Source organism: Methylobrevis pamukkalensis (genome assembly GCF_001720135.1).
Taxonomy (GTDB): Bacteria; Pseudomonadota; Alphaproteobacteria; order Rhizobiales; family Pleomorphomonadaceae; genus Methylobrevis; species Methylobrevis pamukkalensis.
Map to the genome: position 1 here is coordinate 1 of NZ_MCRJ01000097.1, position 17,175 is coordinate 17,175.

Here is a 17,175-nt window from a genome sequence, read left to right on the forward strand (position 1 = left end):
ATGGTTTCGAAGCTCCCGACGCCCCGCGCCCCCGGCCCGCGGGGCGTTTTGCGTCCGGCCGCGGCGGCTTGATCCGGGTGGCATACCGAAGTCCCGGATTTCTGCGGAAAACCCCGTCACGTCCAACCCTGCGCGTTGCCCTTGCGAATCGATTCCCTTAAGCGGGGGGCATGGGCAACGAAAAGACACCTCCCGGCGATCGTCCGGACGGCATCGAACCGGTCAATCTGCGCGAGGCGCTGGAAGAGCGCTACCTCGCCTATGCGCTGTCGACCATCATGCACCGCGCGCTGCCCGACGTGCGCGACGGCCTGAAGCCGGTGCACCGGCGCGTGCTCTACGCCATGCGCCTCCTGAAGCTCGATCCGGGGCAGGGCTTCAAGAAATGCGCCCGCGTCGTCGGCGACGTGATCGGCAAGTATCACCCGCACGGCGACCAGTCGGTCTACGACGCCCTCGTCCGGCTCGCCCAGGACTTCGCCCAGCGCTATCCGCTGGTGGACGGACAGGGCAATTTCGGCAACATCGACGGCGATAACGCGGCGGCGATGCGCTACACCGAAGCGCGGCTGACGGAGGTTGCGAGCCTTCTTCTCGACGGTCTCGACCAGGACGCGGTCGATTTCCGCGAGACCTACGATGGCGAGGAACGCGAGCCGATCGTTCTTCCCGGCGCATTCCCGAACCTGCTCGCCAACGGCTCCTCCGGCATCGCGGTCGGCATGGCCACGTCGATCCCGCCGCACAACGCCGCCGAACTCTGCGACGCGGCGATGTACCTGATCGATCATCCGGACGCGCCGGTCGAAAAGCTGGTCGACTTCGTGCAGGGTCCGGATTTTCCCACCGGCGGCGTGCTGGTCGACGATCCGGCGACGATCACCGAGGCCTACCGCACCGGGCGCGGCGGCTTCCGGGTCCGGGCACGCTGGTATGTGGAGGATCTCGGCCGCGGCAACTGGGTCGCCGTCGTCACCGAGATTCCCTACCAGATCCAGAAGGCGCGGCTGATCGAGAAGATCGCCGAACTGCTGCAGACCAAGCGCCTGCCGCTGCTGGCCGACGTGCGCGACGAGAGCACGGAGGACGTGCGCATCGTGTTCGAGCCGCGCGCGCGCAACATCGATGCCCATCTCCTGATGGAATCGCTGTTCCGGCTGACCGATCTGGAAACCCGCTTTCCGCTCAACATGAACGTGCTCTCGCGCGGGCAGGTGCCCAATGTCATCGGCCTCGACCGCGTGCTCCGGGAGTGGCTCGACCACCGCCGCGAGGTGCTGCAGCGGCGCTCGCGCCACCGGCTGGACCAGATCGTCCGCCGGCTGGAAATCCTCCAGGGCTATCTCGTCGCCTTCCTCAACCTCGACGAGGTGATCCGGATCATCCGCGAGGAGGACGAGCCGAAGGCGGTGATGATGGCGCGCTGGGCGCTGTCCGACGTCCAGGCCGAGGCGATCCTCAACATGCGGCTGCGGTCGCTGCGCAAGCTCGAGGAGATCGAGATCCGCGGCGAGCACGACAAGCTCAGCAAGGAGAAGGACGACATCGAGGCGCTGCTGGCCTCCGACGGCAAGCAGTGGAAGGCCGTGCGTTGGGAGATCGCCGAGGTCCGCAAGACCTTCGGCCCCGACACGCCGCTCGGCCGGCGCCGCACCTCCTTCGGCGAGGGCGCGCGCCACGACATCGAGGAAATCAGCCAGGCGCTGATCGAGCGCGAGCCGATCACCGTGGTGCTGTCGGCCAAGGGCTGGATCCGCGCGCTGAAGGGCCACGTCAACGACCTCACCGGCCTGGCCTTCAAGGCCGGGGACGGGTTGAAGGCGGCCTTCCATGCCGAAACCCACGACAAGCTGCTGCTGCTGTCCACCAACGGCAAGGTGTTCACGATCGGCGCCGACAAACTGCCGGGCGGGCGCGGCACGGGCGAGCCGCTGCGCCTGATGGTCGACATGGAGGAAGGCACCGACGTCGTCGATCTCTTCGTCCACAAGCCGCAGCGCCGGCTGCTGATCGCCTCCACCGACGGCTACGGCTTCATCGTGCCCGAGACCGACCTGATCGCGACCACGCGCAAGGGCCGGCAGGTGCTGAACGTCACCGCGCCTGCCGAGGCGAGGCTGCTGGTGCCGGTCGAGGGCGACCAGATCGCGGTGATGGGCGAGAACCGCAAGCTGCTGATCTTCCCGCTGGCGCAGGTGGCCGAACTTTCGCGCGGCAAGGGCGTGCGGCTGCAGCGCTACAAGGACGGCGGTCTTTCCGACATCCGCACCTTCTCCGGCGCCGTCGGCCTCACGTGGACCACCTCGGCCGGCAGCACCTATGTCCGCACGCTGGCGGAACTGGCCGACTGGATCGGCGATCGGGGCAGCGCCGGGCGCCTGCCGCCGTCGGGCTTCCCGAAGTCCAACAAGTTCGGTCCGCGCGGGCTGTGACTATCTAAGCGCGCGCATGGCGTTGAGGATCACCGCGACGTCGATCGCCTCCTGCGTCAGCGCGCCCGCGACCGGCGGCAGATGGCCGAAGGCGGCGACGACCATCGCGCCGATCGACAGGCCGAGGCCGATGTACACGCTCTGAAGCGCGATGCGGCGGGTGCGCCGGGCAATCTCGACCGCTTCGCCGAGGCGCGAGATCTCGTCGACCAGCAGCACCACGTCGGCGGTCTGCGAGGAGGCCGCGGCCCCGCGCGCACCGAGTGCCACGCCGACATCGGCGAGCGCCAGGGCAGGGGCGTCGTTCACCCCGTCGCCGACCATCATCACCGGCCCGCGGCGCTTCTCCTCCGCGACGATCCGTACCTTGTCCGCGGGAGCGAGGCCGGCAAACGCTTCATCGATGTCCAGCCCGCCGGCGACCACGGTCACCACGTCCTCATCGTCGCCGGAAGCAAGGACAAGGCGGCGGATGCCGCTGCGGCGCAGGCTGGCGAGCGTGTCCGCCGCGTCGATGCGCAACGGATCGGTCAGCACGATCACGCCCGCAGGCCGGCCGTCGACCTCCAGGACGATGCTGCCGGCGGCAATGATCCCGGCCGCGCGCGCAACGCGCAGACCGTCCTCGCCGAGAACATGGGCGAAGGTGCCGATGGCGGCGCGGCGGCCGTCAACGTGGCCGGCAACCCCGGCGCCCGGCACCTCGACCACGTCCGAGGGCGGCGACAGCGTCAGTCCGCGCGCCAGCGCCGCCGCGACCAGGGCCTGGGCGATGACGTGGGTGGAGGCCTGGTCGAGCGAGGCGGCGATCCGCAGCACCTCGTCCGGCGCAAAACCCTCCTCCGCGTCGATCCGGCCGATGGTGATCCGCCCCTCGGTGAGCGTGCCGGTCTTGTCGAGGATCGCGGTGTGAACGGCCGACATCGCCTCCAGCGCGCTCGCCTGCTTCATCAGCACGCCGCGGCCGGCCGCCCGGGACATGCCGGAGATGATCGCGATCGGCAGGGCGAGGATCAGCGGGCAGGGCGTGGCGACGACGAGGACGGCGAGCGCGCGCATCCGGTCGCCGGAGAGGCCCCAGGCCGCGCCGGCGATCGCCAGCGTCAAGAGCAGGAACCACACCGCATAGCGGTCGGCGATCCGCGCCATCGGCGCCTTGCTCGACCTTGCCTGTTCCACCAGCCGGACGATGCCGGCATAGGTGCTCTCGGCCGCGGGCCGGGTCGCGATCAGCACGAAGGCGTCCGAGAGATTGGTCGCCCCGCTGGCAACGGCGTCGCCGGCGGCAAGCTCGACGGGCCGGCTCTCGCCGGTGAGCGGCGAATTGTCGAGAAGGGCGCGGCCCTCGCCCAGCGTGCCGTCGACCGGGACGACCTCACCATGGCGCACGAGAAGGCGGTCGCCCGGCACGAGATCCGCGATCGGCGTTTCGGTCATTCCGCCGGCGTCGATGCGCAGGGCCGTGCGGGCGACGCGGCCGAGGAGGGCGGTCATGTCGCGGGTCGCCCGGCCTTCGGCCAGATGTTCGAGCTGCTCGCCGCCGGCATACATCAGCGCCACGACATTGGCGGCCAGCGGTTCGCCGAAGGCAAGCGCGGTGCCCATCGACAGCGCCGCGACCAGATCGAGGCCGACCTCGCCCCGCCGCAGGCTGGCGACGATGTCGACGGCGAGCGCGAGCAGGACCGGCACCGTGCCTGCGGCCCAGGCAAGCGATGCGATGTGGTCCGCGCCGGTGAGCCAGGCCACCACGCCCGCGGCAAGGCCCAGAACCGCGACAAAGAGAACGAGGAGCGGTGCGGACAGGGCAGGCAGGGAGAAGATCGTCCTTGGTATGCGCATGGTTGCCACCTTTGCCCGGGCCGGTCTGCGGCGGCGCATGCGAGGTCCGTCGCATCCGTCGGAGGACCATGCCATGACCATGATCAACAGGGTATGATCGCGTCCGCCACCGTTTCCCTTGCGGTCGGTGCCGTTGCAGGGCATGGCTTGCCGCCCCGAGTGGAAAACCCCGGCCCCGCCGATGTCGGTCGGCCTCGACGTGCGCCATCTGCGCGCGCATTCCCGGAGATGCAGACTTGTCCCGCAAAGAGCGCGTTGCCCTGATCTCGCTGATCGCGAGCCTGCTGCTGGCCGCCGCCAAGCTCGGCGTCGGCTGATGATCGGCTCGCTGGCGCTGATCACGGATGCCTTCCATTCGGCGACCGACTTTTTGGCAACCGCGGTGACCCTGTTCACCGTCCGCCTCGCCGACCGGCCGCCGGACGAGACCCATCCCTACGGCCACGGCAAGTTCGAGAACATCGCCGCGCTCGCCCTGTCGGCGCTGCTGCTGGTGCTCGCCGGCGGCGTGTCGGTCGAGGCGGTGCAGCGGCTGACGGAGGGCGCGCCGCCGCCGCAGCTGTCCTTCATCGCCTTTGCCGTGCTCGGCGTGGAGATCCTCGTCAACGTCTGGCGCACCTACGACCTGAACCGAGTGGCGAAGGAAACCGGCAGCCACGCGCTGGCCGCCGACGCCCTGCATTTCGGCTCCGACGTGCTGTCCTCCATCGCGGTGCTGTGCGGCTTCCTCGCCACGCTGGCCGGCTACGCCTGGGCCGATTCCGCTGCAACGCTTGCCGTCGCGGTGCTGATCGGCGTGCTGGCACTGAAACTCCTCAAGGGCACCATCGACCAGCTGGTCGACGCCGTGCCGCGCGGCATGATCGCCGGGCTGACCCGCGTGATCGACGACGTGCCGGGCGTTGTCTCGGTGCGCACCGTGCGCGTGCGCAATGTCGGCTCCAGCCGCTTCGTCGACACGCTGATCGACGTGCCGCGCCACTTCACGCTCGAAGAGCTGGTGACGCTGAAGGACGCCGTCTCGCTGGCCGTACAGTCCGAGATCGGGGCGGGCGAGGTGGCAGTCAGCACGCTGCCGATCGCCCTCGACGACGAGAGCGTTCGCCAGCAGGTGCTGATCGCGGCCAGCCGCGTCGGGGTGCCCGTGCACCACATCACCATCCAGCATCTCGGCGACAAGCTGTCGATCAGTCTCGACATCGAGGTGGACGGCGAGATGCCGCTCGGCAGCGCCCATGACGCCGCCAGCCGGCTGGAGGACGCGATCCGCGCCGAGGTCGGCGGCGACGCGGAGGTGGAGACCCATCTGGAGCCGATGCTGGCCGACCTCCTTCCCGGCGAGACGATCACCGATCACCGGGCGGCCGCCATCGCCGCCGATCTTGCCGAAGTGGCGCCGGCGCTCGACGTGTCCGATGTCCACAACGTGCGGGTCCGCCTGCTCGGCGACGGCCTGTTCGTCGCCTTCCACTGCCGCTTTCACCCGGAAACGTCGACCGCCGCGGTCCATGCCGCGCTCGACGATCTGGAGCGGTCGGTGCGCACGCGCTGGCCGGCGATCCTGCGCATCGTCAGCCATCCGGAACCGCTCAAGGGTTGAAGGCTCCAGCACCGAGCGCCCGGCGCAGTTCGTGCAGGGCGATGCCGCTGGTGGTCGCGACGTTGAGGCTGTCGAAGCCGCCGGACATGTCGATCCGCACGCTGCGGGTCTGCGCCAGCAGGGCGGGCGGCAGGCCCGGCCCCTCGGCACCGAGCACCAGCGCCGGGCGGTCGATCGTGCCGATGTCGCCGATGTCGTCCCGGCCCTGCGGCGAGAGGCCGACCGGGGCGTAGCCGGCTTCGACAAGCCGGGTCACGAGGTCGGCGCCGCTGCCAGCGCGGGCATGGCGCACCTTGAGCACTGCGCCGACCGACACCCGCAGCGCCTTGCGATAGAGCGGATCGCAGCAGGTGTCGTCGAGCAGCATCGCCTCCACGCCGAAGGCAGCGGCGTTGCGGAAGATTCCGCCGAGATTGTCGTGGTTGCCGATGCCGACGAGGCCAAGAACGAGGCGCGGGCGGGCGACAAGGAGATCTTCCGGGCGGAATTCGGCCACGCGCTCGCCGAAGGCGAGAAGGCCGCGGTGGATGTGGAAGCCGACGATCCGGTCCATCACCTCCTGCGCGGCGGCATAGACCGGAACATTCTCCGGCACGCCGCCGAGAAGCTCCGACTTCGTGGCCAGTCGGTCGGCGGCCACCAGCAGCGCGCGCGCCGAAAAGTCCCGCGATTGCAGCAGCTGGCGGATCACCACCTCGCCCTCGGCGATGAAGCCTGCGCCGCGGCCAGCCAGATCGCGGTCGCGCACGTTCAGGAACATCGCGATGCGCGGATCGTCCGGATCGTCGATGCGGAGGGCGTCTTGCACGTCTGGTTGTCCTCTCTCGGCGCTGCTGCCGCGAGCCGGTTGATCCTCGGCCGGAGGAAGCCTATGCGGTGAGATCACGGACGAGACAAGGACCTTCGCGCCATGGGACTGCCCGACAGATCGATCGCCGCACTCGGAGCACTTTCGGGAGCCGCGGGTGTCATGCTGCTGGCGGCCGGCGCGCATGTGGATGCCAGCGGCAACTTCACCACCGCCGGCTGGATGCTGCTCGTTCATGCCGGCCCGGTGGTCTACCTGGCGGCCGGCGGCCTCCTGCGGCGCGGACCGCGTCTCGTCACGGCGCTGGCGCTGCTGGCTGGCGGCCTGCTGTTCTCCGGCGATCTCGCGGTCCGGGCGCGTTTCGGCGTGCCTCTGTTCCCGATGGCAGCGCGACCGGCGGGCTACTGCTGATCGGCGGCTGGATCCTGCTTTCGGTCCTGCTGCTGTTTGCGGCGCCGCGTGAAGGGACGGACTGACCATCCGCCGCCCGGCGAATTGCGGCCGGTTTCGAACCCGCTGGCCGGTCACGACGAATTGATCGAGGGGCGGTGCGAACTTGCAAGGGTCCCTTTGCGTTGAGGCGGGTATACTCGCCATCCCGCTGTCGCAATCCAATACAACGAGGTTCCTTGCTGATGCCCGTCGCACCGGACACCACATCCGTCACATCCACGTCCTCCCCGGGCACACCGCGCCTCTCTCGCCGCTTCTTCGTGGCCGCCCTGCCGTTCGCGCTTGCCGGATGCATGGGCTCCGATCTGATGCGCCCGCGCCTCGGCGCCAGCCAGCGCTCCGATCCGCTGTACATGTCGATGTACGGGCCGGTGACCGACGAGCCGTTTCCGTTGCCGGCGATCGATCTGCGGCCCATCGATCCTGTCTACTGGCGGCAGGAGGTCTACTATTCGGCGCCCTATCCGGTCGGGACCATCGTCGTCGACCCCGAGAACCACTTCCTCTATCTGACCCGCGCCGACGGCAAGGCGCTGCGCTACGGCGTCGGCGTCGGCCGCGACGGCTTCACCTGGTCGGGCGAGGCGGTCATCGCGCGCAAGGCGAAATGGCCGACCTGGTATCCGCCGGCGGAAATGGTCGCCCGCGATCCGCGCGCCCGGCCGTTCGCCGACGGCCAGCCGCCGGGACCGACCAACGCACTTGGGGCGCGTGCGCTCTACCTCTACCAGGACGGCCGTGACACGCTCTACCGCCTGCATGGCACGGCCGAGCCGTGGACGATCGGCACCTCGGCGTCCTCGGGCTGCATCCGCCTCATGAACCAGGACATCATCGACCTCTACGACCGCGTTCCGGTCGACACCAAGGTGGTCGTGCTGGGGAGCGGCATGACGGTCTGAAGCGCGTTCGCAGGGGTCTTCGGGCCCCTGCATCGCCTCCGAAAAAATAAATCCGCTCAATGGCTACGGGGGAGACAAAGGGATTTTGCCGCGCCATAGTGGCGCATCGACGGCGCCCGATCTCTCCGTTTCTTCTCGTTTCAGGAACCGGCCGGGCGTACGCGACGTTAGGTCCAGAGAGACCGCGCGGCGCGGAATCAAGAAGTCGAAGATCGAAGACGAGGGGGAGGCCATGGTCGATATCAAACGGGGGCAGCGTCGGCTCGCACGCACATCGATGGCGTTCGTTCTGGCCGGCGGGCGCGGATCGCGCCTGAAGGAGCTCACCGACCGCCGCGCCAAGCCGGCGGTCTATTTCGGCGGCAAGAGCCGCATCATCGACTTTGCGCTCTCCAACGCGATGAACTCGGGCATCCGCCGCATCTCGGTGGCGACCCAGTACAAGGCGCACAGCCTGATCCGCCACCTCCAGCGCGGCTGGAACTTCTTCCGCGAGGAGCGCAACGAGAGCTTCGACGTGCTGCCGGCGTCGCAGCGCGTGTCGGAAGACAAGTGGTATCTCGGCACGGCCGACGCCGTGACCCAGAACATCGACATCGTCGAGGCCTATGCGCCCGACTACATCGTCATCCTCGCCGGCGACCATGTCTACAAGATGGACTACGAGGTGATGATCGAGGAGCACGTGGTGTCGGGCGCCGACGTCACGGTCGGCTGCATCGACGTGCCGCGCATGGAAGCGGTCGCCTTCGGCGTCATGCATGTCGATGCCAATGACCGGATCATCGAATTCGTGGAAAAGCCGGCCGATCCGCCCGGCATGCCGGACAATCCGGAGCGCGCGCTGGCGTCGATGGGCATCTACGTCTTCGAGACCAAGCTCTTGTTCGACCTGCTGCGCAAGGACGCGGAGGATCCGGAGTCGGCGCACGATTTCGGCAAGGATATCATTCCGTACCTGGTGAAGAACGGCAAAGCCGTTGCCCACCGGTTCTCCAATTCCTGCGTCCGCTCGTCCAGCGAAGGCACGTCCTACTGGCGTGACGTCGGCACGGTCGATGCCTTCTGGGAAGCGAACATCGACCTCACCGACTTCGTGCCCGAGCTCGACCTCTACGACAACACCTGGCCGATCTGGACCTATGCCGAGATCGTTCCGCCCGCCAAGTTCGTCCACGACGAGGATGGGCGGCGCGGCGCGGCGACCAGTTCGCTGGTGTCGGGCGGCTGCATCATCTCCGGCGCCCGCATCGACAAGTCGCTGCTGTTCACCGGCGTGAAGGCGCATTCCTTCGCGGAAGTCGAGCATGTGGTGGCCTTGCCCTACGTGCAGATCAACAGGGGCGCGCGCCTGAAGCGCGTCGTGATCGACCGCGGAGTGATCATCCCGCCGAACCTCGTCGTCGGCGAGGATCCGGAGGAAGACGCCAAGCGCTTCCGCCGCAGCGAGAACGGCATCTGCCTGATCACCCAGCCGATGATCGACAAGCTGGACCTGTGATTGCCGGCCGGCTGGCGAAGCGGCGCGATTGAATTCGGCGGCTGGATCGGCATATGCTGCAAGCCGTTGATTTCGAGGCTTCCTTTGATGCTCCGGCTTGGTCGGTGCATCAACGGCTCATCGGCCACGCGGCCCCACCGGGGCCGCGTTCAGTGCGGGACGCGGCGCGGTGCCGTGATCGGGGGACTACAGGGTGCGCATCCTCTTCGTCGCTTCCGAGTGCTTTCCGCTCATCAAGACCGGGGGGCTTGCCGATGTCGTCGGCGCCCTGCCGCTGGCGCTCAAGGCGGCCGGCTGCGATGTCCGGGTGATTCTGCCGGGCTATCCGGCGGTGCTCGCCGGCCTGACCGGCACCACGGTGGTCGACACGCGCGCGACGCTGTTCGGCGGTCCGGCGCAACTCCTCCTTGGCGAGACACGCGACGGGCTCGAGATCTACGCGATCGATGCACCGCATCTCTACCAGCGCAGCGGCAGCCCCTATCTCGGACCGGACGGGCGCGACTGGCCGGACAATCCCCGTCGCTATGCCGCCCTCGGACGCATGGCTGCCGACATCGGAATCTCCGGGCTGGACGGCTGGAAGCCGGACATCGTCCACTGCCACGACTGGCAGGCGGGTCTGACGCCGGCCTACATCGCCGCAGCCGGCGGCGATGTGCCCGCCACGCTGTTCACCATCCACAACATCGCCTTCCAGGGCCTGTGCAGCCTTTCGACCGAAGGCGGCTTCGGCCTGCCGCCGTCGTTCTTCATGCCGGCCGGCCTGGAATACTACGGCCAGATCTCCTTCCTGAAGGCGGGCCTCGTCTTCTCCAGCCATCTGTCGACGGTCAGCCCCACCTACGCCCGCGAACTGCGCACCGGCGAGTTCGGCATGGGGCTCGAGGGCGTGCTGACCGAGCGCGCGTCCGTGCTGACCGGCATCCTCAACGGCATCGACCTCGATGTCTGGAATCCGGAGACGGATCCGCATCTCGCCCAGACCTATTCGGCGGCAAAGATCACCCAGAAGGCCGCCAACAAGAAGCAGGTCCAGGCGCTGATGGGGCTTGCGCCCGATCCCAACGCGCCGCTGTTCTGCGTCATCAGCCGGCTGACGGCGCAGAAGGGACTTGATCTCCTCGTCGCCCAGCTTGCCGATCTCGTCTGGCGCGGCGGACAGCTCGCGCTCATCGGCAGCGGCGATCCGAGCATGGAGCGCGCCTTCACCGATGCCGCCCGGCAGTTCGCCGGCCGGATCGGCGTCCTGATCGGCTATGACGAGGCCGCCTCGCATGTGCTCCAGGGCGGTGCCGATGCCATCCTGGTGCCGTCGCGGTTCGAGCCTTGCGGCCTGACGCAGCTCTACGGCCTGCGCTACGGCACGATCCCGATCGTGGCGCGCACGGGTGGCCTGACGGATACCGTCATCGATGCCAACGAGGCTGCGTTGCGGACCGGCAGCGCCACCGGCGTCCAGTTCTCCCCGGTGACATCGAGCGGGCTCGGGTTCGCGATCGAACGCGCCTTCGACCTCTATGCCGACCGCAAGGCCTGGCGCCGGCTGCAGAAGCGGGCGATGGCGCAGCCGGTCGGCTGGGAAGCCTCCGCCGCGCAATATGTGGATCTCTACGAGACCCTCGCGACCCCGGGTCGGAGATGACGACGTGACGCCTTGGCACGGGGCTGCGCATTCGCCGTGGGGGAGGGTCGAGGCCGGACGGCCGTTTCCGCTCGGCGCGACCTTCACGGGGGAAGGCACGAACTTCGCCCTGTTCTCGGCGCATGCGACGGAAGTCGATCTCTGCCTTTTCGATCCGGTCACCGGGCACGAGACCGCGAGGATCCGCCTGCCGGAATACACCGACGAGATCTGGCACGGCTATGTGCCGGGCCTGCGCCCGGGCACCCTCTATGGCTACCGCGTCCATGGGCCCTATGCGCCCGAAGAAGGACACCGCTTCAATCCCAACAAGCTGGTGATCGACCCCTATGCCCGCGCGCTGTCGCACCGGATGCGCACCGACGAACTGATGGCCGGCTATGTGTCGCGCACCCTCGACGACCTGACCTTCGACGTCCGCGACAGCGCCCGCGTCGTGCCGAAGGGGATCGTGGTCGACCTCGGGGACGACGGGAAGCGGCCGCCGCGTCCGGGTCATCCCTGGCCGGAGACGGTGATCTACGAGGGCCATCCGCGCGGCCTGACGATGCGGCGCGAAGACGTTCCCGAACATCTGCGCGGCACCTATGACGGGCTGGCGCGCCCCGGGATGCTCGACCATCTGACGCGGCTCGGCGTCACGGCGGTCGAGCTGCTGCCGATCCATGCCTATCTCGACGAGGGGTTCCTAACACGGCGCAGCCTCGTCAACTACTGGGGCTATGCGCCGATCGCCTATTTCGCGCCGGAGGTGCGTTACGACCGCGGCTCCCCGGCAGGGGTCATGAACCGGGTCCGGGCGATGGTCGACCGCTTCCATTCGGCGGGCATCGAGGTGATCCTCGACGTCGTCTACAATCACACCGGCGAGGTGGACCAGCTCGGCTCGACGATCTGCTACCGCGGCATCGACAACGCCACCTACTACCGCCTGATGCCGGAGGCGCCGCGCTACTACCAGAACGACACCGGTACCGGAAACAGCCTCAACACTGCCCACCCCCATGTCACCGCGCTGGTGCTGGATTCGCTGCGCCACTGGGTCGAGGTTCTGGGCGTCGACGGTTTCCGCTTCGACCTTGCAACCACCATCGGCCGCGAGCCCTACGGATTCGATCCCGACGGGCGGCTGCTGACCGCCATGCGGCAGGATCCGGTGCTGGCCCACGTGAAGCTGATCGCCGAACCGTGGGACATCGGCCCCGGCGGCTACCAGGTCGGCAACTTTCCGCCCGGGATGGCGGAATGGAACGACAAGTACCGCGACACGGTGCGGCGCTTCTGGCGCGGCGACGAGGCTGTGACGCCCGATCTTGCCACCCGCCTGCTCGGCTCGGCCGACCTGTTCGACAATCGCGGCCGCCGGCCCTGGGCCTCGGTCAATTTCGTGACCGCCCACGACGGCTTCACGCTCGCCGATCTCGTCGCCTACAATCACAAGCACAACGAAGCCAATCTCGAGAACAACCGCGACGGCCATCACGACAACCTCAGCCACAACCACGGGGTCGAGGGGCCGACGCATGATCCGATCATCCTGGCCGCCCGGCGCCGCGCGACGCGCAATCTGCTGGCGACTCTGTTCCTGTCGCAGGGAACGCCGATGCTGACCGCCGGCGACGAGACCGCGAACACGCAGCACGGCAACAACAACGCCTATTGCCAGGACAACCCGACCGGCTGGGTCGACTGGGACGCGGCCAACGATCCGGACCTGCCGGACTTCGTCGCCGCGCTCGTGAAGCTGCGCCGCGAACACTCGGTGCTGCGACAGCCGAATTTCGTCCACGCCAAGATCCGCGCGGCCGACGGCCAACTCGAAGTGCAGTGGGTCTCGCCCAGCGGCCGGGCCGTGGTGAATTCGGAATGGCGCAATCCAGGCTTCCGCTGCTTCGGCCTGATCGTGCGCAGCGCCGCGGTCCGCGCCGAGAATGACGAGGCGGACCCGGTGATGATGATCTTCAACGGCCTTGCCGAGACGGTGCGCTTCACGCTGCCGTCGGTGCGCCGGGGCCGCGTGTGGCGACGGATCTTCGCCACCACCGCGCCCACGGGACATCTCGAGCCGACCCTTCACGATCCCGGTGCCGCCCTGACGGTGGAGCCGCGGAGCATCGTGGTGTTCGAGAAGATCAGGACACAGTCTGGACGAACCCAACGAGGACGACGATGACCATCAAGACCGTTGCAACGCGGCCCGTTGACGGCCAGAAGCCCGGCACCTCCGGCTTGCGCAAGAAGACCGACGTGTTCATGACACCCGGATACCTGGAGAACTATGTCCAGGCGATCTTCGAGGGCGTCGGCGGCATCGCCGGCAAGACGCTGGTCGTCGGCGGTGACGGCCGCTTCTTCAACGACCGGGCGATCCAGACCATCCTGAAGATGGCGGCGGCCAGCGGGGCCGCCCGGCTGATCGTTGGCCAGAACGGGCTGTTCTCGACGCCGGCCGCCTCCAACGTCATCCGCAAGCGCGGCGCCTTCGGCGGGCTGATCCTGTCCGCGAGCCACAATCCCGGCGGCCTGCACGGCGACTTCGGCCTGAAGTTCAACATGGCCAATGGCGGGCCGGCGAACGAGGCGGTGACGGCGGAGATCTTCGCCCGGACGAAGTCGATCGCCGAATACGCGATCTTCGACGCGCCCGATGTCGACCTGTCGGCGCTCGGCGAGACGATGATCGGCGACTCGGCGATCGAGGTCGTCGATCCGGTGACCGATTACGCCGAACTCATGGAAACGCTGTTCGACTTCGACCTGATCTCGGCCATGTTCCGCGACGGCTTCACCATGCGCTTCGATGCCATGCATGCCGCGACCGGTCCCTATGCCAAGGCGATCCTCGAGGAGCGGCTGGGCGCGGCGCCGGGCACGGTGGTGAACGCGGTGCCGCTGCCCGACTTCGGCGGCGGGCATCCGGATCCGAACCCGATCTATGCCAAGGAGCTCTACGACCTGATGGCCGGCCCCGATGCGCCGGACATGGGTGCGGCCTCGGACGGCGACGGCGACCGCAACATCGTGATCGGCCGCGGCGCGGTCGTCACCCCGTCGGACAGCCTGGCGATGATCGCGGCCAGCGCCCATCTCGCCAAGGGCTATACCCGCGGACTGTCCGGCGTGGCCCGCTCAATGCCGACCAGCGCCGCCGTCGACCGGGTGGCCGAGAAGCTCGGCATCGCCTGCTACGAGACGCCGACCGGCTGGAAGTTCTTCGGCAACCTGCTCGACACGGGCATGATCACGCTCTGCGGCGAGGAAAGCGCCGGCACGGGCTCGGATCACGTGCGCGAGAAGGACGGTCTGTGGGCGGTGCTGATGTGGCTCAACATCCAGGCGGCGCGCAAGGAAACCATCGCCGAGATCCAGACCGCGCACTGGGCGGAGTTCGGCCGCACCTTCTACACCCGCCACGACTACGAGGCCGTGGACAGCGAGGCGGCCGGCGGCCTGATGGCCCATCTGCGCAGCCGACTGTCCGTGCTGCCGGGCACGACGGCGGCGGGGCTCGAGATCGCGTCGGCGGACGACTTTGCCTACGCGGATCCGGTGGACGGTTCGCTGACGACCGGGCAGGGCATCCGCATCGGCTTTGCCAGCGGCGAACGGCTGGTGTTCCGTCTGTCCGGCACGGGCACCGAGGGCGCGACCATCCGGGTCTACATCGAGAAGTTCGAGCCCGATCCGGCCAGGCACGGCGAGGATGCGCAGGTGGCGCTGGCGGGGGTGATCGCCGCGGCCGAGGCGCTGGCCGGAATCGCGTCGCGGACCGGCCGGACCGCGCCGGACGTCGTGACCTGAGCCGGTAGGGGCTGCGTCTCGAGAACGGGGCCGTTTGATCCGGATCATGGCGGCGCTCGTGCCGCCATGGCTTCCTGCCGGGTGTGCGCCGCGCGCGCTGCCCTCCGACCGGGTGCGCGCCGTTGGCCGCTTCACCCTGGCGGACGGGCCGGCATGGACATAGAAAACCTCACCTTCCTCGGCGGGCTGTTGCTCGGCCTTGCCAGCAGCCTGCATTGCGCGGGCATGTGCGGCGCGATCGCCTCGTCGATCATGTTCTCGCTCTCGGGCGGCGACACGATCGGCGACCGGCTGGCGGTCCTGCTGCCGGCGCAGGCCGGCAAGATCGTCGCCTACACGCTCGCCGGCGGCCTTGTCGGCCTCGCCGGCTCCTCGGTCTACGGCGTGTTCGACCAGAGCGCCGGCTACAGGATCCTGCAGTGGGCCTCGGCCGTGACGCTCGGCTGGATCGGACTGACGCTGACCGGACTTGCGCCGTCGCTCGCCCTTCTCGACCGCGTGACCCGGCCGGTGATCGGGCTGATTGCCGCCGGCGCGCCCGGTGTCGGTTCTCCCGGCACGCTCGGCCTGCGCATGCCGACGGCCTTTCTCTCCGGCCTTGCGTGGGGTTTCCTGCCCTGCGGCATGGTGTTCGGCGCGCTGTTCTACGCCATGCTCTCCGGCAGTGCCGGGGGCGGGGCGTCGGTCATGCTCGGCTTCGGCGTCGGGACATTGCCGTCGGTGACTGCGCCGCGCTCGGCGTGGCCGGCCTGCGCCGGCTGGCCCGCCGCCAGCATCTGCGGACGGCGATCGGCGTGACGATGATCGGGCTCGGGATTGCCAGCGTCTACGTGCCAGCCGGCGGCTGGCTCGCCTACTGCTTCCCAGTAGGGTGAGGCGACGTCAGCCGATGCGTTCGCGCAGGGCGGAGAACACGCTGCGGAACATCTCGGGCGTCAGGCGCCCGGTGTTCGTGTTGTAGCGCGAGCAGTGGTAGCTGTCCGTGAAGAGCAGGGGGCCGGACGGACCCGCGACCTCATGGATTGCGCCATGGACGAAGCGATAGGCCGAGGGCGCCAGCGGCAGATGCGGCTTCAGGGCCCGCAGCGCCGACTCGTGGGCGATGCGTCCGAGCGCCACGATGGCCGCGAGATTCGGAAATGACGAGATCGTGGTCTCGAGGAACTGTCGGCAATTTCCGATCTCGGCGCCGATCGGCTTGTTCTCCGGCGGCACGCAGCGCACCGCATTGGTCACGGCCGCGTCGATCAGCGTCAGGCTGTCGTCGGGCCGCGCCTCGAACTTGCCCGTGGCGAAGCCGTAGGAAATCAGCGTGTCGTAGAGAAGGTCGCCGGCGTAGTCGCCGGTAAAGGGCCGCCCGGTCCGATTGGCACCGCGCAGGCCCGGCGCGAGTCCCACGATCAGAACCCGCGCGGAGCGGGGCCCGGAACCCGGCACGAAACTCGGCACGGGCGCATTGAACCACCCGGGTTCGCGCGCGCGCGCCTCCTCGCGGAAGGCAACGAGGCGCGGACAGAGGGGACAGTTCCGACCGGGATCGGCAACGACGGATGCGGACACCGTCAACCCTCCAGCACACACGCTTCGGACATCAGGATTGCGGGTCGGCGCTTGCGGAAAATTCCGCGAGGCACCGAAGCTCTCTCAATCCTCGTCGTCGTTGTCATCGACGGCGGGCCCACGATCGACGGCACGCACCGTCCGCTCGTGGGGATCGCGGCCGATCTTGCCCGAGAGGGTCGCCAGATCGATGAAGAAGTCCGCCTGACGGCGAAGTTCGTCGGCGACCATCGCCGGCTGCGTCTGCAGCGTGGACACGACGCTGACCTTGCGGCCCTTGCGCTGCACCGCCTCGACGAGGGCGCGGAAGTCGCCGTCGCCGGAGAACAGCACGAGATGATCGACATGCTCGGCCAGCAGCATCGCGTCGACCGCCAGCTCGATGTCCATCGAGCCCTTGATCTTGCGCCGGCCGCTGGCGTCGTAGAATTCCTTGGTCGGCTTGGTGACGACCTTGTAGCCGTTGTAGTCGAGCCAGTCGATCAGGGGGCGGATCGACGAATACTCCTGGTCTTCGGCAAGCGCGGTGTAATACAGCGCACGCAGAAGATAGCCTTTCGAGCCGAATTCCTTCAGCAGGCGGCGATAATCGATATCGAACCCAAGCGCCTTGGCTGTGGCATAGAGGTTT

13 protein-coding genes are annotated in these 17,175 nt (G+C 68.5%); 9 read left to right on the forward strand and 4 right to left on the reverse strand.

Annotation, left to right across the window (positions count from 1 at the left end):
• The first annotated feature begins 170 nt into the window (after positions 1–170).
• On the forward strand, positions 171–2,432 hold the full coding sequence (parC, locus tag A6302_RS15075; protein WP_069307734.1) for a DNA topoisomerase IV subunit A: 2,262 nt from the start codon (positions 171–173) through the stop codon (positions 2,430–2,432).
• Here parC and A6302_RS15080 read toward each other — a convergent pair whose 3' ends face one another.
• Positions 2,433–4,313, reverse strand: a complete 1,881-nt coding sequence (locus A6302_RS15080; protein ID WP_245294089.1) for a heavy metal translocating P-type ATPase — start codon at positions 4,311–4,313, stop codon at positions 2,433–2,435. It abuts the gene before it with no gap.
• A gap of 277 nt (positions 4,314–4,590) precedes the next feature.
• Between A6302_RS15080 and A6302_RS15085 the strand changes: the two genes are divergently transcribed.
• Complete coding sequence (locus A6302_RS15085) at positions 4,591–5,874, forward strand: cation diffusion facilitator family transporter (protein WP_169833597.1); 1,284 nt, start codon at positions 4,591–4,593, stop codon at positions 5,872–5,874.
• On the opposite strand, the gene A6302_RS15090 is transcribed toward A6302_RS15085, so the two are convergent.
• A complete protein-coding gene (locus tag A6302_RS15090) occupies positions 5,864–6,682 on the reverse strand; it encodes a TrmH family RNA methyltransferase (protein WP_245294090.1) in 819 nt (272 codons plus the stop codon). The two genes, A6302_RS15085 and A6302_RS15090, sit on opposite strands and share 11 nt — an antisense overlap.
• Before the next feature lie 102 nt (positions 6,683–6,784).
• Here A6302_RS15090 and A6302_RS15095 point away from each other — a divergent pair, with 102 nt between their 5' ends.
• From A6302_RS15095 to A6302_RS15125, 7 genes are all read left to right on the forward strand, one after another.
• The gene (locus A6302_RS15095) at positions 6,785–7,093 is read left to right on the forward strand and encodes a DUF423 domain-containing protein (RefSeq protein ID WP_245294091.1); all 309 of its coding nucleotides are present in this window, start codon (positions 6,785–6,787) and stop codon (positions 7,091–7,093) included.
• A 335-nt stretch (positions 7,094–7,428) separates the two neighbouring features.
• A complete protein-coding gene (locus A6302_RS15100; protein ID WP_245294092.1) occupies positions 7,429–8,037 on the forward strand; it encodes a L,D-transpeptidase in 609 nt (202 codons plus the stop codon).
• A gap of 232 nt (positions 8,038–8,269) precedes the next feature.
• Complete coding sequence (gene glgC / locus A6302_RS15105) at positions 8,270–9,538, forward strand: glucose-1-phosphate adenylyltransferase (protein WP_069307736.1); 1,269 nt, start codon at positions 8,270–8,272, stop codon at positions 9,536–9,538.
• Between the two features lie 193 nt (positions 9,539–9,731).
• Positions 9,732–11,183: a glycogen synthase GlgA gene (gene glgA, locus A6302_RS15110; protein WP_069307737.1), complete on the forward strand. Its 1,452-nt coding sequence runs from the start codon at positions 9,732–9,734 to the stop codon at positions 11,181–11,183.
• Between the two features lie 4 nt (positions 11,184–11,187).
• Positions 11,188–13,356 carry a glycogen debranching protein GlgX gene (glgX, locus tag A6302_RS15115; RefSeq protein WP_069307738.1) on the forward strand — a complete coding sequence of 723 codons (2,169 nt, stop codon included), beginning with the start codon at positions 11,188–11,190 and terminating at the stop codon, positions 13,354–13,356.
• Positions 13,353–14,984, forward strand: a complete 1,632-nt coding sequence (locus A6302_RS15120) for an alpha-D-glucose phosphate-specific phosphoglucomutase (protein ID WP_069307739.1) — start codon at positions 13,353–13,355, stop codon at positions 14,982–14,984. Before glgX ends, A6302_RS15120 begins: the two co-directional genes overlap by 4 nt.
• 153 nt (positions 14,985–15,137) lie before the next feature.
• Positions 15,138–15,782 carry a sulfite exporter TauE/SafE family protein gene (locus tag A6302_RS15125; protein WP_169833598.1) on the forward strand — a complete coding sequence of 215 codons (645 nt, stop codon included), beginning with the start codon at positions 15,138–15,140 and terminating at the stop codon, positions 15,780–15,782.
• Between the two features lie 84 nt (positions 15,783–15,866).
• Here A6302_RS15125 and A6302_RS15130 read toward each other — a convergent pair whose 3' ends face one another.
• Positions 15,867–16,550 carry a uracil-DNA glycosylase gene (locus tag A6302_RS15130; protein WP_069307740.1) on the reverse strand — a complete coding sequence of 228 codons (684 nt, stop codon included), beginning with the start codon at positions 16,548–16,550 and terminating at the stop codon, positions 15,867–15,869.
• A 78-nt stretch (positions 16,551–16,628) separates the two neighbouring features.
• Positions 16,629–17,175 (reverse strand): LabA-like NYN domain-containing protein (locus A6302_RS15135; protein WP_069307741.1); only part of this gene is annotated, 547 nt, incomplete at its 5' end.